Source organism: Streptomyces sp. CC0208 (assembly GCF_003443735.1).
GTDB lineage: Bacteria > Actinomycetota > Actinomycetes > Streptomycetales > Streptomycetaceae > Streptomyces > Streptomyces sviceus.
Map to the genome: position 1 here is coordinate 563,142 of NZ_CP031969.1, position 19,302 is coordinate 582,443.

Annotated in this window: 14 protein-coding genes; 4 read left to right on the plus strand and 10 right to left on the minus strand. The window is 71.4% G+C overall.

The genetic code is table 11. The features are described from left to right. Positions 1-90: 90 nt before the first annotated feature. From D1369_RS02645 to D1369_RS02660, 4 genes are all read right to left on the minus strand, one after another. Positions 91-1,578, minus strand: coding sequence for a hypothetical protein (locus tag D1369_RS02645; protein ID WP_162950993.1), 1,488 nt, complete (start codon positions 1,576-1,578; stop codon positions 91-93). A 131-nt stretch (positions 1,579-1,709) separates the two neighbouring features. Then, complete coding sequence (locus D1369_RS02650; RefSeq protein ID WP_007386692.1) at positions 1,710-4,064, minus strand: glycosyl hydrolase family 65 protein; 2,355 nt, start codon at positions 4,062-4,064, stop codon at positions 1,710-1,712. After that, entirely contained in the window at positions 4,061-4,798 is a 738-nt protein-coding gene (locus tag D1369_RS02655; protein WP_007386691.1) for a beta-phosphoglucomutase family hydrolase, read from the minus strand. The genes D1369_RS02650 and D1369_RS02655 overlap by 4 nt, the downstream gene beginning before the upstream one ends. A gap of 42 nt (positions 4,799-4,840) precedes the next feature. Next, positions 4,841-5,233, minus strand: a complete 393-nt coding sequence (locus D1369_RS02660; protein ID WP_037904009.1) for an SgcJ/EcaC family oxidoreductase — start codon at positions 5,231-5,233, stop codon at positions 4,841-4,843. A gap of 95 nt (positions 5,234-5,328) precedes the next feature. On the opposite strand from D1369_RS02660, the gene D1369_RS02665 reads away from it, so the two are divergent. Then, the gene (locus D1369_RS02665) at positions 5,329-5,970 is read left to right on the plus strand and encodes a nucleoside/nucleotide kinase family protein (RefSeq protein WP_007386689.1); all 642 of its coding nucleotides are present in this window, start codon (positions 5,329-5,331) and stop codon (positions 5,968-5,970) included. Positions 5,971-5,986: 16 nt separating this feature from the next. On the opposite strand, the gene D1369_RS02670 is transcribed toward D1369_RS02665, so the two are convergent. The 6 genes from D1369_RS02670 to D1369_RS02695 form a co-directional block, all read right to left on the minus strand. Then, entirely contained in the window at positions 5,987-7,819 is a 1,833-nt protein-coding gene (locus tag D1369_RS02670; protein WP_007386688.1) for a hypothetical protein, read from the minus strand. A 13-nt stretch (positions 7,820-7,832) separates the two neighbouring features. Beyond that, positions 7,833-9,542 (minus strand): hypothetical protein, encoded by a 1,710-nt coding sequence (locus D1369_RS02675; RefSeq protein ID WP_118082221.1) that lies wholly within the window; start codon positions 9,540-9,542, stop codon positions 7,833-7,835. Positions 9,543-9,544: 2 nt separating this feature from the next. After that, positions 9,545-10,447, minus strand: a complete 903-nt coding sequence (locus D1369_RS02680) for a carbohydrate ABC transporter permease (RefSeq protein WP_118082222.1) — start codon at positions 10,445-10,447, stop codon at positions 9,545-9,547. After that, positions 10,444-11,364, minus strand: a complete 921-nt coding sequence (locus D1369_RS02685; RefSeq protein ID WP_007386685.1) for a sugar ABC transporter permease — start codon at positions 11,362-11,364, stop codon at positions 10,444-10,446. The genes D1369_RS02680 and D1369_RS02685 overlap by 4 nt, the downstream gene beginning before the upstream one ends. A 121-nt stretch (positions 11,365-11,485) precedes the next feature. Further along, a complete protein-coding gene (locus tag D1369_RS02690) occupies positions 11,486-12,808 on the minus strand; it encodes a sugar ABC transporter substrate-binding protein (protein WP_118082223.1) in 1,323 nt (440 codons plus the stop codon). Positions 12,809-13,085: 277 nt separating this feature from the next. Then, complete coding sequence (locus D1369_RS02695) at positions 13,086-14,207, minus strand: ROK family protein (protein WP_240436047.1); 1,122 nt, start codon at positions 14,205-14,207, stop codon at positions 13,086-13,088. 309 nt (positions 14,208-14,516) lie between these two features. Between D1369_RS02695 and D1369_RS02700 the strand changes: the two genes are divergently transcribed. The 3 genes from D1369_RS02700 to D1369_RS02710 all read left to right on the plus strand — a co-directional run bounded on the left by D1369_RS02700 (position 14,517) and on the right by D1369_RS02710 (position 19,296). Continuing rightward, positions 14,517-15,416 (plus strand): BadF/BadG/BcrA/BcrD ATPase family protein, encoded by a 900-nt coding sequence (locus D1369_RS02700; RefSeq protein ID WP_037902375.1) that lies wholly within the window; start codon positions 14,517-14,519, stop codon positions 15,414-15,416. 172 nt (positions 15,417-15,588) lie between these two features. Further along, positions 15,589-17,520, plus strand: coding sequence for a phosphatase PAP2 family protein (locus tag D1369_RS02705; RefSeq protein ID WP_118082225.1), 1,932 nt, complete (start codon positions 15,589-15,591; stop codon positions 17,518-17,520). Between the two features lie 45 nt (positions 17,521-17,565). Beyond that, complete coding sequence (locus D1369_RS02710) at positions 17,566-19,296, plus strand: phospholipid carrier-dependent glycosyltransferase (protein WP_007386681.1); 1,731 nt, start codon at positions 17,566-17,568, stop codon at positions 19,294-19,296. Positions 19,297-19,302 lie beyond the last annotated feature (6 nt).

The following is a 19,302-nucleotide window of genomic DNA, read 5'->3' on the forward strand; positions in this document are numbered from 1 at the left end:
AAAGGCCGTGACAGAACTTTCCCACGAGTGGGGAAAACGCCCCGTCAACGGGGCGGCGGGCCGCCGGGTCGACCTCGCCTTGCTCGGCCGTCATCCCGGCCCGTGTGCGCTCACGTTCGGCGCGACGTGGAGGTCCATCCCGGCGGCCGGCGCGGTGGGCCAGTCGCGGGCGTAGGCGGGTGGCGCAGCGCCGGGCCGGGTGAGGACGGCGACGGGCATACGGCGGGACGCCCCGGCGATCCCCGACTCGGTGCTGTTGGTGTTGTGGCCGAATGCCGCCGCGGAGGTGCATCCCGCGTAGTACGCGACGGGGACCGACAGATGGCCGGTGAGCAGACAGGGCGGGCGCACTCCGAGGCGGTTCAGCTCGGCCGCGGTGCGGGCCCAGTCGCGGTGATGGCCCGTGGTGCGGTCCACCGTGCGCTTCAGCACGGCGAACTGCACCGCCAGGTGGCCCGTCAGCCCGATCGCGAGCAGCACCGCGGCGACCGGACGCCACCGCCCCGCCGGGGTGGTGGCGAGGTGGAACAGCGCGTCGGCGACCGGGATCGCGAGCAGGGCGTAGGCGGGCAGCAGGAAGCGCGGGGCGGCGTACCCGATCAGGAAGAGATACGGCACGGCGGCCGTGGTGGCGCAGGCCAGCGGGACGAGGCTGGCCCGGGCGCGCCCGGCGCGGACGGCGACCACCAGTCCGACGGCGGCCAGCAGCGGGAGGATCACCCACCAGGCCATGACGGCGGGGTCCGGCAGCGGCCCGGTGCAGGGGCGGCACAGGGCACGGCCGCCCAGGCTGCGCAGCTGGTCGTCGACGGCGAACTGCGGGCCGAGTCCGCCCTGGATGCGGGAGCCCTCGTGCAGGCGCTCGGGCAGGCCGCCGTAGCTGACGTACGCCTCGATCACCCACTGCGCGCCGCCCGCCACGAGTCCGGCGACGAGAGCGAGGGCGGGCCGTGGGCGGCGGCGGACCGCGGCGACGACGAGCAGCGGGAGGGTGACCCACACGGCGTCGGTGGGCCGCATCCACGCCATGAGCGCTGTACCCGCCACGACCCCCCACAGGGCCCTCGGGTGCGCGCGGGCCCGTAAGAAGCAGCCGGCCGCGGCGAGCCCGCCGACGGCCACCCAGTAGTTGGGCATGGCCTGCGGGCCGTAGAAGAGAGTGACCCACAGGGACGCGAACAGGGCGCCGCCCGCGGCGAGGACGCGGGCCGGGAAGAGGCCGCGCCAGGCGCGCAGGGCCAGGTAGAGGCCGAGGCCGGACAGCACCGCGAGATAGACGCGCAGGAGTTCCGTCGAGGTCGACCAGCTCGCGATCGGCGCCACCAGCAGGGACACACCGCGGGCGCGCGGGGCGCTGAAGAAGGCGGCCGGAGCCTGCGCACCGACCTGGCTGACGTACACGGTCTCGTCCCAGCCGAGGCCCATGCCGGGGCGTACGAGGACGAGTTGGGCCAGGGTGAAGGCGGCGGCCACCGCCACCAAGGACCAGTTGCCCCGAGCCCACCGGGAAGCGTCGGAGGCGACCGACGGTGTCCGTCGGTCGCCTCCGACGAGCAGGACACTGTCGCCGTGGGCCATCGTCCACCCCTCACCCCGTATGCCGCGGGGACTTGTCCGATCCACAAAGGCCTGGACAAGGTAACCCGCCGCTGGAGGAAGTGCGGGACGGAGTTCGGCCAACCGGCGCCGGTGCGAGCCGCCCGTCCGGGTCAGCGGGCGTGCGGGGCGCGGTGCGGAGGCTGGCTCGGGGCCGCGCGGTCCCGCGATGCCGGGACGGGGCGGACGACAGGACCGTCCCCGTTCACGGTGAGCGCGGCGCCGTGGTGGCGGATCGTCAGAGGAGCGCCCGACATCAGGGTGTACGTCGCCTTGTCCGGACCGATCTCCACCCGCAGGCTGCGGCCCATGAACTGGAGGTTGAAGGCGAGGCGGCTGAACCGCTCGGGCAGACGGGGCGCGAAGCGGAGGGATTCGCCGTCGCGGCGCAGACCGCCGAACCCGGCGACCAGAGCCGTCCAGGTGCCGGCGAGGGAGGCGATGTGGAGCCCGTCGCGGGTGTTGCTCTCCAGGTCGGCGAGGTCCATCAGCGCCGCCTCGGCCGTGTAGGCGTAGGCGAGGGACAGATGTCCCGCGCGGGCGGCGACGACCGCCTGGACGCAGGCCGACAGGGAGGAGTCCCGTACGGTCAGGGGCTCGTAGTAGGCGAAGTTGCGGGCGATCTGCTCCTCGTCGTGGAACTCCTCGAACCAGCCGCTGCACAGGTACATCGCCAGCACCAGGTCCGCCTGCTTGACGACCTGCTTGCGGTAGATGTCGAAGTAGGGGAAGTGCAGCATCAGCGGGTACTGGTCGGCGCGGGTGTCGGCGAAGTCCCACTGCTGGTAGCGGGTGAAGCCCGCGTGCTGTTCGTGCACGCCGAGTTCGTCGTTGTAGGGGATGTGCACGGCCTCGGCGGCGTCCCGCCAGGCGGCGCTCTCCTCGTCGTCGACGCCGAGTGCGGCCGCCCGCTCCGGATGCCGGGCGCAGACGTCGGCGGCCGCGAGGAGGTTCGCGCGGGCCATGAGGTTGGTGTACGTGTTGTCGTCGGCGACCGCGCTGTACTCGTCGGGGCCGGTGACGCCGTCGATGTGGAAGACGCCGTGGTGGTCATGATGGCCGAGCGAGCGCCACAACCGGGCCGTTTCCACGAGGAGTTCGACGCCGGTGTCCCGTTCGAAGTCCGTGTCGCCGGTGGCCTCGGTGTAGCGCACCGCGGCGTCCGCGACGGCGGCGTTGACGTGGAAGGCGGCGGTACCGGCGGGCCAGTACGCCGACCCTTCCGAGCCCTCGATGGTCCGCCACGGGAACGCCGCGCCGTTCAGGCCGAGTTGCACGGCCCGCTCTCGGGCGGCGGGCAGTGTCTTCTGCCGCCAGCGCAGGACCTCGGCAACGGCACCGGGCTCGGTGTAGGTGAGCAGGGGCAGCACGAAGGTCTCGGTGTCCCAGAACGCGTGCCCGTCGTAGCCGGAACCGGTCAGTCCCTTGGCGGGAATGGCCCGTTGCTCGGCGCGGGCGCCTGCCTGGAGCACGTGGAAGAGTGCGAAGCGGACTGCCTGCTGGATCTCCTCGTCGCCGTCGACCTCGACATCGGCACGGGCCCAGAAGTCGTCGAGGTAGCCGCGCTGTTCGTCCAGGAGGCCGTCCCAGCCGCTGTGGGCCGCGGCTGCCAGAGCCGCGTCGACCTGGTCGCTCATAGCGGGCCGGGAGCGGGCCCCGGACCATCCGTGGGCGACCAGCTTCTCCACGCGCAGCCGCTGCCCCGGCTCCAGGACGGAAGTGACCGTCAGCCGGGCCAGGTCCACCGTCTCCTCGCTGCTCGTGGTGGTGCGTTCGGGCCCTTCGATCACGTGGTCGGCGGCCACGGCGACGCGCAGTCCGCTCTGCCGGGTGCGGTGCACAAGCCGCAGCCGGGTGCCGTCGGCGAAGCCCTCCTCGTGCTCCAGCGGTGACTTGAGAACCTTGGACGCGCGTGGGTCACCGTTCGTCCCGGGCAGGCTCTCGTTGGTGACGAGTTCGGACTGGATCACCACCCGGGTGCGGCTGTCGACGGGCTCCACCTCGTAGGCCACGGCGGCGACCGCCCGCTGGGTGAGCGAGACAAGCCGGGTCGAGCGCACCCGTATCCGCGAGCCGGCGGGCGAGATCCACTCACAGGACCGTTCAAGGACGCCCCGGCGCAGGTCCAGGGTGCGTTCGTGGGCCACCAGAGTGCCGTAGCGCAGATCGAAGGGCTCGTCGTCGACGAGGAGCCGCACGATCTTGCCGTTGGTGACGTTGATGGCGGTCTGGCCGGACTCCGGATAGCCGTATCCCGCCTCGGCGTACGGCAGCGGGTGCAGTTCGTGGACGCCGTTGAGGTAGGAGCCGGGCAGGCCGTGCGGTTCGCCCTCGTCGAGGTTGCCGCGCCAGCCGACATGGCCGTTGGACAGAGCGAACACGGACTCGCTCTGGGCCAGGACGTCGAGTTTGAGGGAGGTCTCGCGGACGGCCCAGGGCTCGACGGTGTAGGAGCGCTGGGTGATCACGCGTGTCCTCCGAGCTCGGCGAGACCCTTCACGACGATGTCCGCGCCGTGCTCGTACAGGGCGTCGGCCTGTCCGACGCGGTCGAGGCCGACGACGTATCCAAAGCCTCCGGCGCGGCCCGCGTCCATGCCGGCGAGGGCGTCCTCGAAGACGGCGGACCGCGGTGCGTCCAGACCCAGGTCGTGAGCGGCGGCGAGGAACGTGTCGGGGTGCGGCTTGCCGGGCAGCCCGCGCTCGGCCGCGACCACGCCGTCGACGCGTACGTCGAAGAGGTCCTCGGCGTCGATCGCGCGCAGCACGTCACGGCAGTTGGCGCTGGAGGAGACGATCGCGGTGCGCAGACCCTGGGCACGGGCCGCGCGGATGTAGGTCAGGGTGTCGTCGTAGGCCTCGACGCCGTCCGTGCGGATCTTCTCCAGGACGAGGGCGTTCTTGCGGTTGCCGAGGCCGTGGACCGTCTCCGCTCCCGGTGGATCGTCCGGGTTCCCGTCCGGCAGTTCGATGCCGCGGGAGGTGAGGAAGGTGCGCACCCCGTCGGCCCGCGGCAGGCCGTCGACGTACTTGTCGTAGTCGTGGTCGTCGAAGGGCCGGAAGTGTTCGCCCTCGCGTTCGCGCAGGAACGCGTCGAACATCTCCTTCCACGCGGCGGCGTGTACGACGGCCGTCCTGGTGACGACCCCGTCGAGGTCGAACAGGCAGGCCTTGATCTCTTCTGGCAGACCGAGCTCCGTCATACAGAACCCCGTTCCCTGCCAGGCGCCGTTCAACAGACGGATTCAGTCGTGCGGGAACGAGTGGTGCTCGTGGGCCACCAGCCAGCGGCCGCGCTCCTTGCGCAGACCGAAGGTGAGCCTGATCCGGAGACCGGGGTGGGCGGCGAGTTCCTCCGGGGTGGCGCAGCGCACCAGGGCGTGCGCGTAGGCGACATCGGTGCCCGCGATGATGTGAAGGGACTCGATGTCGAAGCAGCCGCCCTGGGCCTGCCACGCGAAAAGGGGCGGCCATGCGGCACGGTACGCGGCGAGGCCACGGATGCCGTCATGGGGCGACGCCACGTCGAACATCACGATGTCCTGGGCGTGGTCCGCGCTCACACCGGCGAGGTCGCCGCGGTGGACGGCGGCGGCCCAGGCGGTGATGAGGGCGCGGATCCGCGCCTCGTCGGGCATGTCGGAGTCGTGGAGCACGGCGTGCCCTCCTTTCTCCCCCTTCCCCGTCCAGGGTGCCTGGCCGGCCCGAAGTCCTCGAATGACAGACTCGGCGTGTGCCACTGACCTTCGACGACCTTGTGACCCGCGCCCGCTCCCTCACCGTGCCCGGCAGGCGGACCGTGCTCGGTGTCGCCGGCGCCCCCGGCGCGGGCAAGACGACCCTGGCCGAGCACTTGGTGCGGGCGCTCAACGGCTCCGGGGAACCCTGGGTGGCGCACGTCCCCATGGACGGCTTCCACCTCGCGGACGTGGAACTCGACCGGCTCGGGCTGCGCGACCGCAAGGGGGCGCCGGAGACCTTCGACGCGGCCGGGTACGCGGCGCTGCTGCGGAGGCTGCGCGAGGAGACGGACGACGTGGTGTACGCGCCGGGCTTCGAGCGGGTCCTGGAGCAGCCGATCGCCGGGGCGATCCCGGTCCAGCCGACCGCGCGTCTGGTCGTGACGGAGGGCAACTATCTGCTGGTGTGGCCCGGGGTCCGGCCGCAGTTGGACGAGGTGTGGTTCTGCGAGCTGGACGAGGACGAGCGGGTGCGCCGGCTGGTCGCCCGGCACGAGGAGTTCGGCAAGTCCCACGACGAGGCGGTGGCGTGGGTACGGCGCTCGGACCAGCGCAACGCGGAGCTGGTCGCGGCCACCCGGGAACGGGCCGACCTCGTGGTGCCGGTGTCGGCGCTTTCGCGATGGGACGCGTGACCCCCTCCGTCGTGCCTCAGCAGGCGGAGAGCTTCAGTTCCGGCTCCCCCTGTGCGTCACCCGCCGGGGCGCCGATCCTCGCCGTGAACGCCTCGGTGCGTACCGTCAGTCCGTCGCCGTCGCGTGCGAAGGCCGCCGTGAGAACCGCTCCGGGGCCGTAGCGGACGGCGAAGGCGTGCAGGTCGTCCGGTGCGTCCGGGACGGGGTCGGCCTCCAGGGCCGTGGAGCTGACCAGGTGGCGCCAGCCCTCGTCGGGGTTGCCGTAGCCGCGGGGGTCGGCGGCCAGGGCGAAGGCCGCCTGCTCCTGGGTCGTCTCCGAGCGGGCGTCGAAGTGGTCGAGGCCCGCCGTCTCGGGGTGCGTCAGCCTCAGGGCGCCCACGGCGGTCACCTCGCCCTCGGCCGTCCGGCGTACCTTGTCGCCGTCGTCCTCGGCGTACGGCAGCCCGGCCAGGAGGTAGGGCCTGCCGGGGAGCCGTTCCACGGTGACCGTGGTCCACAGGCTGGTGCCGTCGGTGACGTACAGGGACTGGAGGTGGCGCAGGACGTGGTCGCGGCCGACGACCGGCTTGGTGACCAGCTTGGCCGTGAGGCCGTCGGCGCGCACGTCACGGACCCGGACTTCCCCCATGGGGCGGCACAGCAGGAAGCCGTCGACGACGGGGCCGAAGCCGTGCTGGCGGTTGACGGCCGCGGGCAGGTAGTAGGTGCCCGCGGCCTCGACGACCGCCGGGGTCATCGCGGAGTCGAAGGCCACCGAGACCGTGCCGGCCCGCAGTTGGTGGCGTGCGACGGCGGTGGACGGCTCCCGGTGCCAGCGTGCGGTGTCCTGGATCTGCCAGATCAGCATCCAGGCGAAGTGGCCGTCCACCCCGCCGTCCTCCTTGACCGCGTGCCGGCCCCAGCGGCTGTCGCCCCGGTAACGGCCGAGGTCGGCGCCGATGCGGGCGCCGAAGTAGCGCAGGCCGAGGACCGACTCGAAGGCGGAGTGCTGCTCGCTGTAGCGCGGGCCGCCGTTGTCGAAACCGCCGTTCGTCAGCCGGGCGTCGAGGTAGCGGGCCAGGGTGTCGCCGTCCTCGGCGAAGATCTCCTCGCCGCTGACCCGGTGGGCCTGGGCGAGGAAGGACAGGGAGATGGGGCCGTAGTTGTTGTCGTAGGCGCCGCCGTGCTCGGGGGGCAGGGCCGCGCCGCGGTCGGTGACCCGGTGGGCGCGGATCTCCTCGCGGTACAGCTGGAGTGCCCGCGCGCGGACCGACTCCCCTTCCGCACCGGGCAGATGGGCCGCCAGCATCAGGCCGCCGACCACACAGCCGATCGCCTGGTTGCCGGCCTCCTGCGGGTTGAAGAAGGTCGCCTCGGTCAGCCAGCGCCAGTATCCGCGGGCCACGTCGAGGAGTTCGGTCCGCTGCTCGTCGTCGACGAGTCCCTCCGCCGCGTCCAGCACGTTGACCGCCTGGAGCAGCGCCCACACCGTGCTCGGCCAGTCGCCGATGGGGTGGGCGCCCGCAGCCAGGGTGTAACGGGCGTACGGCAGACCGGAGTCGCGTACCTTCAGGTTCGGATAGCCCGGGTTGTCGTCGGTGTACACCCGCTCGCGCAGATGGAAGGCGAGGCTGCGGCCGACCGCCTCCGGCAGTCTCGGGTCCTTGCCGCGCTGCCAGGCGAAGGCGAGCAGAGAGGTGATGCCGAGCGAGGTGTCGCCGATGTCGTCGAGGCAGTCGGGGTGTTCGAGATTGCCCTCGGGGGTCAGCCGGGCGAGGGCCTGCTCGGTGACGTCGGCGAGGACGGCGTCGTAGGCCTGCGGGGTGTCCGGGAGGTCGTGCAGCGGCCCGAGCTGGCGTGGGAGGTGCAAGGAGATCAGCCCTTCATGCCTGAGAAGTGGCGCGCAGTGTGAGGGTCAGTGCCTGCGGTCCGTGCCCACCGAGGTAGACGCGGTTCCCGGTCGTCGCGTCGGTGCCGCCGACCACGGTGTAGTCCTGGCCCGGGTCGTAGCGCAGTACGTCGGTCCGGTCCGGCCCGGCGAGCGGTTCGCCCGTCTCGACGGCGGCCTCGACCCGGATCTCGTCGTCGCCGACGCGGTAGGTCAACGGCTCGGTCGTCAGACACCAGCTTCCGTCGCCGAGGGGTACGGCGCCCTGCGGCTCGCCGCCCGGCCGGAAGGTCAGTTCGAGGGCCCAAGGCACCGATGGGCCGCTGATGTCGATCCGCAGATCGCACCCGTCCTCCCGCAGGTCGACCTCTACCCGCGTCGTGTGGGAGACCTCGTCCTGAGGGCGGTCGGGGAAGGCCATCGCCGCGGAGAAGCGGCCCTCGTCCAGCAGGCGGTAGGCGCCGTCGTCGCGCCTGCGGTCCTTCGGGAGCGGCTGGTAGTAGGCGGTGGTGAGGGTCTGGGTGAGCCGGTACCGGTTGTCGCCGAACTGTTCCATGTCGGCGGCACGGAACGGGCCCAGGTCGAAGAACACCCGCGAGAGGCGGACCGCGTCGAGGACGGCGGCACCGGCGAACAGGCGCAGGAAGGTGGGGTTGCAGGCGAGGCCCGAGCGGATGCGCCGGTGCTCGGGCACGTCGGATCCGCCGTACACCACGGTGTGCGCGGTGGCCGAGACGTGTGCGGCGAGACGTGCGGTGGGGAGGTACCGGGCGCGCGGAAGCTCCTCCGCGTCCGGGGCCGGCAGGTGGCGGCACAGATCCGGGGTGAGGAGGGTCTGGGCGAGCAGGTCGGGGTCGTCGATGCCGTCGGCGGCCGCCAGGCGGGCCGCGCGGGCGAAGTCGCCCCGGCCGGTGCGGATCGCGAGCAGCCGGTAGTGCGGCAGGTAGGGCCAGAGCGGGAACGAGAGCTTCTGGTCCTGGCGGCGCGAGTGGACGGTCTCCACCGTGCCGTCCGGCCTGATGAGATCCAGCGTCGCGGCGAGGTTCCGTTCGACGACGTCCCTCAGGTCGGCACGGTCGAGCACGTCGGCGAGAAGCAGCAGCGACGGATTGGTCACGATGGACGCGTAGACGGCGCTGCGTTCCGAGTACAGGCCCTCCGCGTCGATGTCGACACCCTCGCCGAGCCACTCCTCGACGCGGGCGAGGAGTCGGGCGTCGGGGAAGGACCGGTGCAGCCGGGCCAGCGCCGCGCTCAGCTCCCAGCGGTGGTTCGGGGTGTGCACCCCGCCGGTCAGGAGAGGGCCGGTGGCGGCGTCGGCGATCTCGGCGAGAGCGGCCGTCACCTCGTGCAGTTCCGGCCCCGCGCCGGCGGCGAGGACGTGGGCGTCGCACACGTCGTTGACGGTGAACGCGGAGTCCGGCGGGGACTGCACGTTGTCGCCGCCGCCGAAGAGGCCGGTGCCGGACTGTACGGCCCGCAGGGCACGCAGGTGGGTCAGCGCGGCGGCGACGGCCCGCTCGCTGCCGTACAGGTCCGAGTCCGGGGAACGGTAGGCCGCGACCAGGGTCTTCACCCCCTGCGCCAGAGCACGGTGCGTCGCGCCGGTGGGCTCCTTGTCGGGGGCGGCCGCCATCGAGACGGCCGCCCGGTCGGCAGCCGCGGCCACCTCGCGGACGAACTCGTGGTCGAGCGGGCTGTGCAAGGTCAGTCCTTCAGTCCGGCGTTGATGTCGGCGCCCATGACGTAGCGCTGGAAGACCAGGAAGACGGCGATCAGCGGGATCATGGAGATGACCGAGGCGCCGAGCAGGACCGACCAGTTGATGTTCTGCGCGCCCACGATGCTCTGGATGCCGATCTGCACGGTGAACTTGTTCGGGTCGTTGAGCATCAGCAGCGGCCAGATGTAGTCGTTCCAGCGCCACTGGAAGGACAGGATGGCCAGGGTCAGCATGATGGGCCGGGACAGCGGCACCATGATCCGCAGGAAGATCGACAGTTCACGGGCACCGTCGATGCGCGCGGCTTCCACCAGTTCGTCGGGGACCGTCAGGAAGAACTGGCGGAACATGAAGCATCCGGTCGCGGTGAGCACGGCCGGAAGGATGATGCCGGCGAACGAGTTGTAGAGGCCGAGGTTGCGGACCACCAGGAACTCCGGGGCGAGCATGACCTCACCCGGCAGCATCGTGGTGGCCAGGATGCACAGGAAGAACGCCTTGAGCCACTTGTTGTCGTACTTGGCCAGCGCATACCCGGTGCAGCAGCTGACCCCCACGGTGAGGATCGTCGTGATCACGCACACGATGGCCGTGTTGATGAAGTACTGGGAGAAGTTGGCGCTGTCCCACGCCGCCTTGAATCCCGACAGGGTGGGGTTGTGCGGGACCAGCGTCAGCGGATAGGAGAACAGGTCGCTGGCCGGTTTGAGGGAGCTGAGGACGAACCACAGCACCGGGAACCCGTACAGGCAGGCCATGATCCACAGCAGTGTCGTCGCGGACACCGCCTGCCGGAGCCCACCGCTGGCCGTCTTGCGGGGCCGCTTCTTGGAGACTCTCCTTCCGGCGTCGATGTCGGCCGGGCGCGGGATGTCTGTGGTTGTCATCGGTTCTCCACCCGCCGGTTGACGATCAGCTGGATGATCGCGACGGCCATCAGGATGAGCATGAGCACGAACGAGGCGGCGCTCGCGTAGCCGATCTGGCCCCGTTTGAAGCCGGTCTCGTAGATGTACTGGACGAGCAGGTTGTTCGAGGTGCCGGGTCCGCCGTTGTTGAGCGCGACGAACACCGGGTACTCCTTCATCGAGTTGATCGTGTTGAGCAGGATCACGATGAACGAGGTGGGCGCGATGCTCGGCAGGGTGATGCTGAAGAACTGGCGCCAGGGGCCGGCGCCGTCGAGCGAGGCGGCCTCGTAGTACGACACGGGGACGTTCTTGATCGCCGCGATGAACAGCAGCATCGTGAAACCCGTCCAGGCCCAGGCCGCCGCCATCACCACCACGAGCAAGGAGAGGTCCGCGTTGGACTGCCAGGGAACGGCGTCTCCGCCGAACTTCTCGATGACGTAGTTGACCAGTCCGAAGTTCTCGCCGAACATCCACCGCCACAGGACACCCACGACGATGGGCGACAGCAGCCACGGGATGAAGAAGACGACGCGGGCGACCGACCCGCCCTTGGCGTGCTTGCTCACCACCAGGTTGGCGGCGAGCAGCGAGACGACGAAGTTCAGCGGCACGAACAGGACGGTGTACAGCAGCGTCCGGGTCAGCGCGTCGTAGAACGTGGAGTCCCCGAACAGGTTGTGGTAATTGTCCAGTCCGACCCACTGGAACACCCCCACGCCCGTGTAGTTCGTGAAGGAGTAGACGAGCCCGATCACCGCCGGCCAGACGAAGAACAGCGCGAAGAGCACGACGTTGGCCGCGATGAGGACGAGCGGCGCAAGGGTGTACTTACTGCGTCTCCTGGGCGGGCTCGCGGACACGGCGGACACGTCCGAGGCGCGTTTTGTCATCTTCCTGACTCCGTGCTGGTGGAATGGGTTCCGGTGGGCTCAGGCCATGAGCCCGGCATACGGGGCGCCCGAGGCCGGGCGGCGGTGTCTCGACCCGCCGCCCGGGCCTGCCGGCCTGCGCTCAGCCGCCGACCTGCTGGTTGTAGCCGTCCACGATGTTCTGCAGGGCCTTGTCGGCCGACTGCTGGCCGTTGATCGCCTTGCCGAGCTCCGTCTTGGTCGGGTCCTCGGTGAGGCTCTTGCCCTTCAGCACCCACTGCGTCTGGGCGCCGTTGAAGTAGCCGGAGATCGGGGCGTAGAGCGGGATCTCCTCGTTGTAGAGCTTGAACGCCGCCTGCGCCGCCTCGGACTTGAAGGGGTACGTCGGGTTCAGACCGCTCTCGACCGGCAGGAACCCGGACGCCTCGCACAGGGCCTTGTAGTGGGCCGGCTCGTACAGCCAGGACAGGAACTTCGTCGCGGCCTTGGACGCGTCGCCGTTGTTGTTGAAGCCCACCACCAGGCCGCCGCTGTTGACGTCACTGGCCTGCACCGGCTGGGCGGGGGTCGGGACGCTCGCCCACTCGAACTTCTTGATGCTGTCCGCGAAGGAGGCGACCTGCCACACGCCGGACCAGTACGCGACCACGTCACCGCTCTGGAACATGGCGGACGGGTCGGCGCCGCTCGTCCACACCGACTTCGGCATGGTCTTGTCGTCGTTCCAGCCGACGAACGTGTTCACGGCCTTCTTGGTCGCCGCGTCCACCGAGAACTTGCCGGAGTCGTCGGCGTGGACGTACTTGCCGCCCATCTCGTACACCATGGCGCGCAGCCGGGAGGGCGACTGGTCGAAGGTCAGGGAGTACTTGGCGCCGGTCTTCTCGCGGACCTTGTTCGCCGCCGCGATGAAGTCGGTCCAGGTCCAGGTCTTCGACGGCGAGGCCGGGAAGGAGACGCCCGCCTTCTCGAACAGCGACTTGTTGATGAACAGGCCGGACGCGGTGACGTCCGAGGGGATGGCCAGCACCTTCCCGGACGAGTCCTTCGCCAGGAAGTTGGCGTTGATGTTGTTGCTCTTCTTGTTGGCGATGGAGCTGAGGTCGAGCAGCTTGCTCGACCAGATCGGGTCCAGCGCCGGCACGGCGGCCACGTCGGGCAGGGAGTTCGCCTGCGCGGCGTTGTGCAGCTTCGTGGTGTAGCCGTCGTAGGGAATGTTGACGAGCTTGAGGTTGACGCCCGTTTCCTTCTTGTACTGCGTCACCATCTTCTTCCAGCCCGCGTCCTGCCCCGGAACCGTGGAGATCCAGAACGTCAGGGACTTGGAGGTCCCGCCCGAGTCGCCCCCCGATCCGCAGGCGGAGAGCAGCAGGGCACCCGCCGAGGCGGCGGCAGCGAGGGAAACCAGGCGGCGCATGCCGCCGCGGCCGAGACGGCTAGAGCGCCGCACACCCACAGTGGTCATCTTCGATCCCTTTTTTTCGTGGTAGGGGACGGAGCACGGCGCCGACCGAGGCGGCACGGGTGCATTTTGCAGGAAGGGGTGCTTTCCGAGGGCGCGGCCTCGCCCGGCCGCGTCATCCTGACGGGCGAGGGTCCCCGGCCGCTGTGGCCGCCACCGCACGGGCACGCCCTCGTGCGGTTGCCGTACGTCGAGTACGGGCGGGACGCTCGCCCAAGCCGGCGTCCCGGCCGACTTAGAAAGCGCTTGTCCGGACATTGGCAGACCGAGTCCGAAACCGTCAATCCTTCGTCCGCGCCGCCTGGGTCACGGTTTGGACTCCTCTTGCGACCGCGAGCCGGGCGGCACCCACGACCGTACCGAGATCACCGACCTGGCTGCTGACCACCTCGGTGGGCCAGCTGAGTCGCTCCAGCTCGGCCCGCACACCGGGCAGGAGCTGCGGAAACGCGCCGGTACTGCCGCCCAGCACGAGCAGTCCGGGGTCCAGTACCGCGGTCACGGCGGCGGCCAGCCGGCCCACGTCCACGGCGTGTCTGGCAACCACCGCGCCGGCTGTGGCGCTGCCCTGTCCGGCGAGGGTGAAGAGCTGCTCGGCGCTGCGAGGGCAGGCGCCGTCGGATTCCGGCCAAGCCTCCGCGGCCCGGCGCAGCAGGGAGCGGGACCCGATGTACTCCTCCAGGGCCTCGTGGCGGGGCTCCAGGTCGTCGTCCCAGGGGTAGGGCAGTCTGGCGAGCTCTCCGGCGGCGCCGTTGGCACCGGCCAGCACCTGTCCGCCCACGACGATGCCGAGACCGATACCGACGCCGATCCGCAGGTAGCCGAAGGTGTGACGGCCGCGGGCCGCGCCCTCGTGCAGTTCGGCGAGGGCGGCGCAGTTGACGTTGTTCTCCAGGTGGACGGGGACTCCGGGCGGCAGCGCGACGGCCACCGCGTCGAAGACGGGTCCGGCCTTGGCCGTGGCGGGGCGCATGCGCTGCGGCGGGGTGACGTCACCGACGGCCACGACGATGGTGCGCAGCGGGGCGTCGGGGGGCAGCGCGGACAGGGCGTCGCGCACCACGTCGGCGGCCTCGTCCCGGGGTCCGGTGGCCTCGGCGAGCAGGGTGCCGTCGAGGGCGCAGCCGCGCACCCGGGTGAGGGCGGGGCCGAGATCGACGGCGAGCACGGCGCCCGCGGCCGGGCCGAGGCGGTACACGGCGGCGCTGCGGCCCGTACCGCCGGAGGAGGTGCCGGAGTGGGCCGCGAGATGGACGCCCTCCAGTTCGGCGACGGCGGAGGAGACCGTCGGCTTGGACAGGCGCGCGAGGCTCGCCAGCTGCGGCCGGGTCGCGGTGCCGGCCTGGGCCAGCACCGCGAACACGGCGCCGGCGCTCTCGGTCAGACGGGGGGCTCTTGCCACGTCGTGTTCCACACTTCCCCCAGGTCACAGGCCGCTCTCCCGGGCCGAGCGGCTCGGCGGGAGGCGGCGATGGGTTGCTCCGGCGTCTTGCGTTCCCGCCCGGGACGGGGAGCCCGGAAAGTCGGGTGCGGGACGCCTATTGACAGGCACTGTACTTCGTTAGTTAACTTCCTAACGAACGTCACGGTACTCGCCTGCCGTGGTCCGTCAGAGGCCCGTCCCGGGGCTTCGCTAGTTCTTCAACTGCCTTGCCCCCAGGCACGGTTCGCCCACCGTCGCAGCACACAGCGCAACGACGAAAGAGGTTCCGTGCAGGACACCGCACCCCTGGTTGTCGGCATCGACGTGGGCGGCACCAAGACACAGCTGCGCGCGTTCGCGGGCGACACCCTTGTCGCCGATCACGTCCGGTCCAGCAGCGGCTGGCGGCCCCACGACCCGGTGGCCGCCGCCGGATGGCTGGCCGCACTGGCCGCGGACGCGCTTCCGGCGGGCGCCCGCCCGGCCGCGCTCGCCGTGGGCGGGCACGCCTGCGAGACCCCGCGCCAGTGCACGCAGATCCGCACCGCTCTCCAACTGCACTTCGATGCGCCCGCACTGGTCGTGGGCGACGCCGAACTGCTCGTTCCCGCGGCGGGCCTGGATAAGGGGGTCGGCCTGGTCGCCGGCACCGGTTCGGTCGCCGTGGGCCGGTTCGCCGACGGCACACCGGTCCAGGTCGGCGGCTGGGGCGCGCTCCTCGGCGACGAGGGCGGCGCCGCGGGCCTGGTCCGCGAGGCCGTACGGGCCGTGTGGGCGGCGCACGACCGGGGCGAGAAGCCCGACGCGCTGGCGCTCGCTCTGCTGTCCGGGTTCGACGTCCCCGAAGTACCCGCGCTCGGCGCCGCACTGGAGCACGCCACGGCCGCCTCCGCCGACTGGGGCCGGCACGCCCCGGCCGTCTTCGCCGCCGCCGAGGCCGGATCCCCGCTCGCTTGCACGGTGATCGCCGAGGCGGGCCGCGCCCTGGCCGCGCTCGTCGAACGGCTCGCCGCCCGCGGGGTGGTGGTCGACGACGTCGTGGTCGCGGGCAGTACCGTCCTCGCCCAGCCTTCGCTGTACGACGCCTTCGCGTCGGCACTGGCCGACAGCGTGCCGTCGGCGCGCCCGCGTCCCCTGCGGGCACCGCCGGTGGACGGCGCGGTGGCGATGGCCCGTTCACTTCTGTGACATCCGCCGGACGCCGAGTCTCCTCCGGTCCGACATGACCCGCCCGTAGTTCTTCGCTCGTACGACTTCAGAAAGCGCATTCGACGCACAGGTCGTCCGGCGCATCATGAGTCGCATCCGCACCACCTCCCCCGGCCGTACGGCCGCAGAACTCCAGAGAGAGGCAGACCCGATGTCGTCATCCGCCGGGCAGCACTCCCCCGCGCCGCTCACCGAACGCGCCATGAAGCGAAGGGGGTTCCTCAAGACGTCCCTGGGTGCCTCGGCCGGCGTCCTGGCCGCGCCCACCTTCGCCTCCTGGCTGGGCGCCGCGGACGCCAAGGCCGCCACCGCCCCCCTCGCGTTCGTCGACGACTACAAGACCAACCTCTCCGCGAACCGCACGCCCGAGACCAACGCGGTCGTCCGGGCCCTCGACGGCTTCGCGCGGATCTGGAAGACCGGCGACGCCTGGAACACCGGCACGCCGCTGCGGCCCGACATCCTGCGCGCCAATGTGCGCTACAGCATCGACGTCACGACCCGGCGCACCCCGGCCGAGGCGAAGGTGGCGTTCCTCTACGACCGTATGCACCAGAGCTACTCGACGATCGACGGCCTCGGCCCGCTCGCCGCCCTGTACAAGGCGGGCGCCAAGGCGGTCACGTCGATCACCAGCGCGCCCGACGGCACGCCCCCGACCACGATCGACGACACCCTGCCGGCCGGCGCCCCCGCCGGCTCCGCACTCGGCGCGGGCTCCCACGACTCGGACCTCGGCAAGGTGGCCGAGCTGGTGGACACCCTGCGCGGCAACTGGGCGTCGGGCAACCCGTCCAAGTACGCCTACCTGTATCCGCGTCCGTGGCGCATGAACGAGGACAGCCAGGTCGTCGACACGGGCAAGAAGGACGCTCTTGGCTACCCGGTGTACGACTCGAAGGTGGTCGTCGCGCCCCAGCTGCTGCGCCAGCGCAGCACCTCGCCGGCGGACGACGGCGGCTTCCCGAGCGGTCACACCAACGCCTACCACCTGGCCTCCCTGGCCTACGCGTACGCCGTGCCCGAGCGGTTCCAGGAACTGGTCACACGCGCGATGGAGCTCAGCCACACCCGGATCCTGGCGGGCATGCACTCCACCGTCGACGTCATGGGCGGTCGCATCATGGCGACCGCCCTGGCCGCCGCCACGCTGGCCGACCCGGCGAACGCCGAGCTCAAGGCCGCCGCCCGCGCCCAGGCGCTGGCGTACTTCACGCAGCGGACGGGAACCACCCCCGACACCCTGTTCGCCTACGCCCACTCGGACCCCGCCGACCCCTACGCGGACCGGGACGCGAACAAGCGGGCCGTCACGCCCCGGTTGACCTACGTGCTCAGGCGGGAGGGCCGCGACAAGCCCCTCACCGTGCCCAAGGGCGCGGAGGTGCTGCTGGAGACCCGGCAGCCCTACCTGACCGCGGCGCAGCGCCGTGACGTGTTGCAGTCCACCGCGCTGCCCGCCGGATACGTCCTTCTCGACGGCTTCGAGCAGTGGGGCCGCCTGAATCTCTTCGCCGCGGCCGACGGGTACGGCTCCTTCCCCGGCGACGTCACCGTCACGCTCGACGCGGCGCTGGGCGGCTTCCACGCGGCCGACACCTGGCGCAACGACATCGACGGCTGTGGCTCTCTGACCAAGCGGGGCAGCGGAACGCTCACCCTGACGGGGCACAACCGGTACACCGGCGGGACCGTGCTGAAGGAGGGCGTGCTGGTAGCGGCTTCGGCGCACGCCCTCGGCCACGGCGACGTGCGGGTGCAGGGCGGAAAGCTGACGCTGGGCGGCAAGTCGCTTCAGGTGCCCGGCACGTACAGCCAGGAGTCCGGCGCGCTGGAACTGACCCTGCGCTCGGGCCAGGAGCCGGTTCTGGAGGTGACCCGGCGCGCGGTGCTCGGCGCGGGCAGCGTGCTCTCGCTGAAGCTGGACGCGAAGAACCCTCCGAAGGCGGGCCGCACGGTCCGGGTCCTCGGCTGCCACGGCCTGCGCGGACAGTTCGACCGCGTCGAACTGAACTCCGACACCCTGCGGGCCGTACCCGTCTACACGACGGAAGGTCTGTCGGTACGACTCCTGAAGCGGTGACACCGCCCGCGGGGCGGGAGCTGATGCGAGAGTGGCCCACATGAGGTGCCTCCGGATCGCTCCCGCCACCGCCCGGCCGGTCTCACCGCGGGGCGGATGATGGCGAGCGAGCAGCAGACGGTCCTGGACACGGTTCCCGAGTCCGGGGCCCGCGACGACGAGGTGCGGCAGCCTCGACCGGTCCGGCGGTGGCTGGTGCCGCTCCTCGTCGTCGTGCTGCTCGCGCAGCTGGCGGCCGCGATGGTGACCACCGCCGTGCAGCAGACGCCCACGATCGACGAACCCGTCTACGTGGCCACGGCCGCCGAGTACCTGCACGGTCAGGGCATCCGCTACAACCCCGAGCACCCGCCGCTCGGCAAGCTCGTGATCGCCGTCGGGGTGGCCATCGCCGACCCGCACGTGGACACGGGTTTCGACGGTCCCCAGATCGACCTGGGCCCCCATCTGCTGTACCAGTCGGGCAACGACCCCTGGCGGCTGATGTTCTGGGCCCGGCTCCCGGTGATCGTGCTGACGCTCCTGTTCGGGCTGGTCGTGTTCGCCTTCGCCCGGGACCTCGCCGGACGGGCGGCGGGCCTTGCGGCACTCGCCCTGTACGCCTTCACCCCCGACGTCGTCGCCCACGGTTCGCTGGCCACGCTCGACGTGCCCATGGCGGGCTTCCTGCTCACCTCGGTGTGGCTGCTGTGGCGGGCCCGCGTACGGCCACGGCGGTACGTGCCCCTCGCCGGTCTGGCGCTCGGCGCGGCCCTGGCGACCAAGATGAGCGCGCTGCCGGCCGTGCCGGTCCTGCTGGTGCTGGCCGCCCTCTCGGTGTGGACCGCGCGCCGCGGTGCCGAGAAGCGCCGGCGGCTGCTCCACGTGCTCGCCGGGGCCGCGGTCCTGACCCTGGCCGCCGTCGCCGTCGTATGGGCGTCGTATCTCGTCGTCGATCCGCGGCTGCGGTGGACGTCCCAGGACCAGGTGCCGGTGGTGCACGGGCTGCGCGGGACCCTCGTCGAGCTGCTGCCGTTCCCCCAGGCCTACGCGGACGGCATGCGGATCCAGTTCCACTTCGAGAACTACCCGTGGGAGGGCTTCCTGTTCGGGCGGGTGTACACCGGGCACCTCTGGTACTACCTGCCCGCCGCCCTCCTGGTGAAGACCCCGCTGGGCCTGCTCGCGCTGTGGGCCGCGGGTGCCGTCGTGCTGGTGGCGGTACGGCGGCTGCGGCCCGCCGCGCCGTATCTGCTCGTGCCCGCCGCGGTGCTGCTCGCCTCGGCCATGACCGGCTCACGCGACTTCGGCACCCGGTACGCGCTCTTCCTGCCCATGTTCCTGACCGTGGCCGCGGGCTGTGTCCTCGCGGTACGCCGGCGCTGGGCGACGATGGCGACCGGGGCGCTGGTGCTGTTCGTCGCGGTCAGCTCGGTACGGGCTTTTCCCTACTATCTGCCGTACTCCAACGAGGCGTTCGGCGGACCGGCCCGTACCCATCTGCGGTTGCACGACTCCAACGTCGACTGGGGCCAGGACCTCGGCCGGCTCGCCGACCGGCTGCGCGAGCGCTACCCGGGCGAGCGGATCTGGCTCGTCTACAAGGGCAGCGGGGTGCCGTCCGCCTACGGCATCGAGGCCTCCGATCCGCGCGAGGTGCCGGTGGGCGAGGTGCGCGGACTGCTCGTCGTGTCGGACTCCTCGGTCGCCAAAGCCAGGGGCCGGCTGGCCGAGCTGATCGACAGCAGCCGTCCGGTCGACGAGGTCGGTCACTCGATCACGATCTACCGCCGATGACCACCG

Bases quoted from the DNA above. Each gene is read 5' to 3' on its own strand.
- D1369_RS02645 (WP_162950993.1), bottom strand. From the start codon at position 1,578: ATGGCCCACGGCGACAGTGTCCTGCTCGTCGGAGGCGACCGACGGACA.
- D1369_RS02655 (WP_007386691.1), bottom strand. From the start codon at position 4,798: ATGACGGAGCTCGGTCTGCCAGAAGAGATCAAGGCCTGCCTGTTCGAC.
- D1369_RS02660 (WP_037904009.1), bottom strand. From the start codon at position 5,233: ATGCCCGACGAGGCGCGGATCCGCGCCCTCATCACCGCCTGGGCCGCC.
- D1369_RS02680 (WP_118082222.1), bottom strand. From the start codon at position 10,447: ATGACAACCACAGACATCCCGCGCCCGGCCGACATCGACGCCGGAAGG.
- D1369_RS02685 (WP_007386685.1), bottom strand. From the start codon at position 11,364: ATGACAAAACGCGCCTCGGACGTGTCCGCCGTGTCCGCGAGCCCGCCC.
- D1369_RS02690 (WP_118082223.1), bottom strand. From the start codon at position 12,808: ATGACCACTGTGGGTGTGCGGCGCTCTAGCCGTCTCGGCCGCGGCGGC.
- D1369_RS02705 (WP_118082225.1), top strand. From the start codon at position 15,589: ATGTCGTCATCCGCCGGGCAGCACTCCCCCGCGCCGCTCACCGAACGC.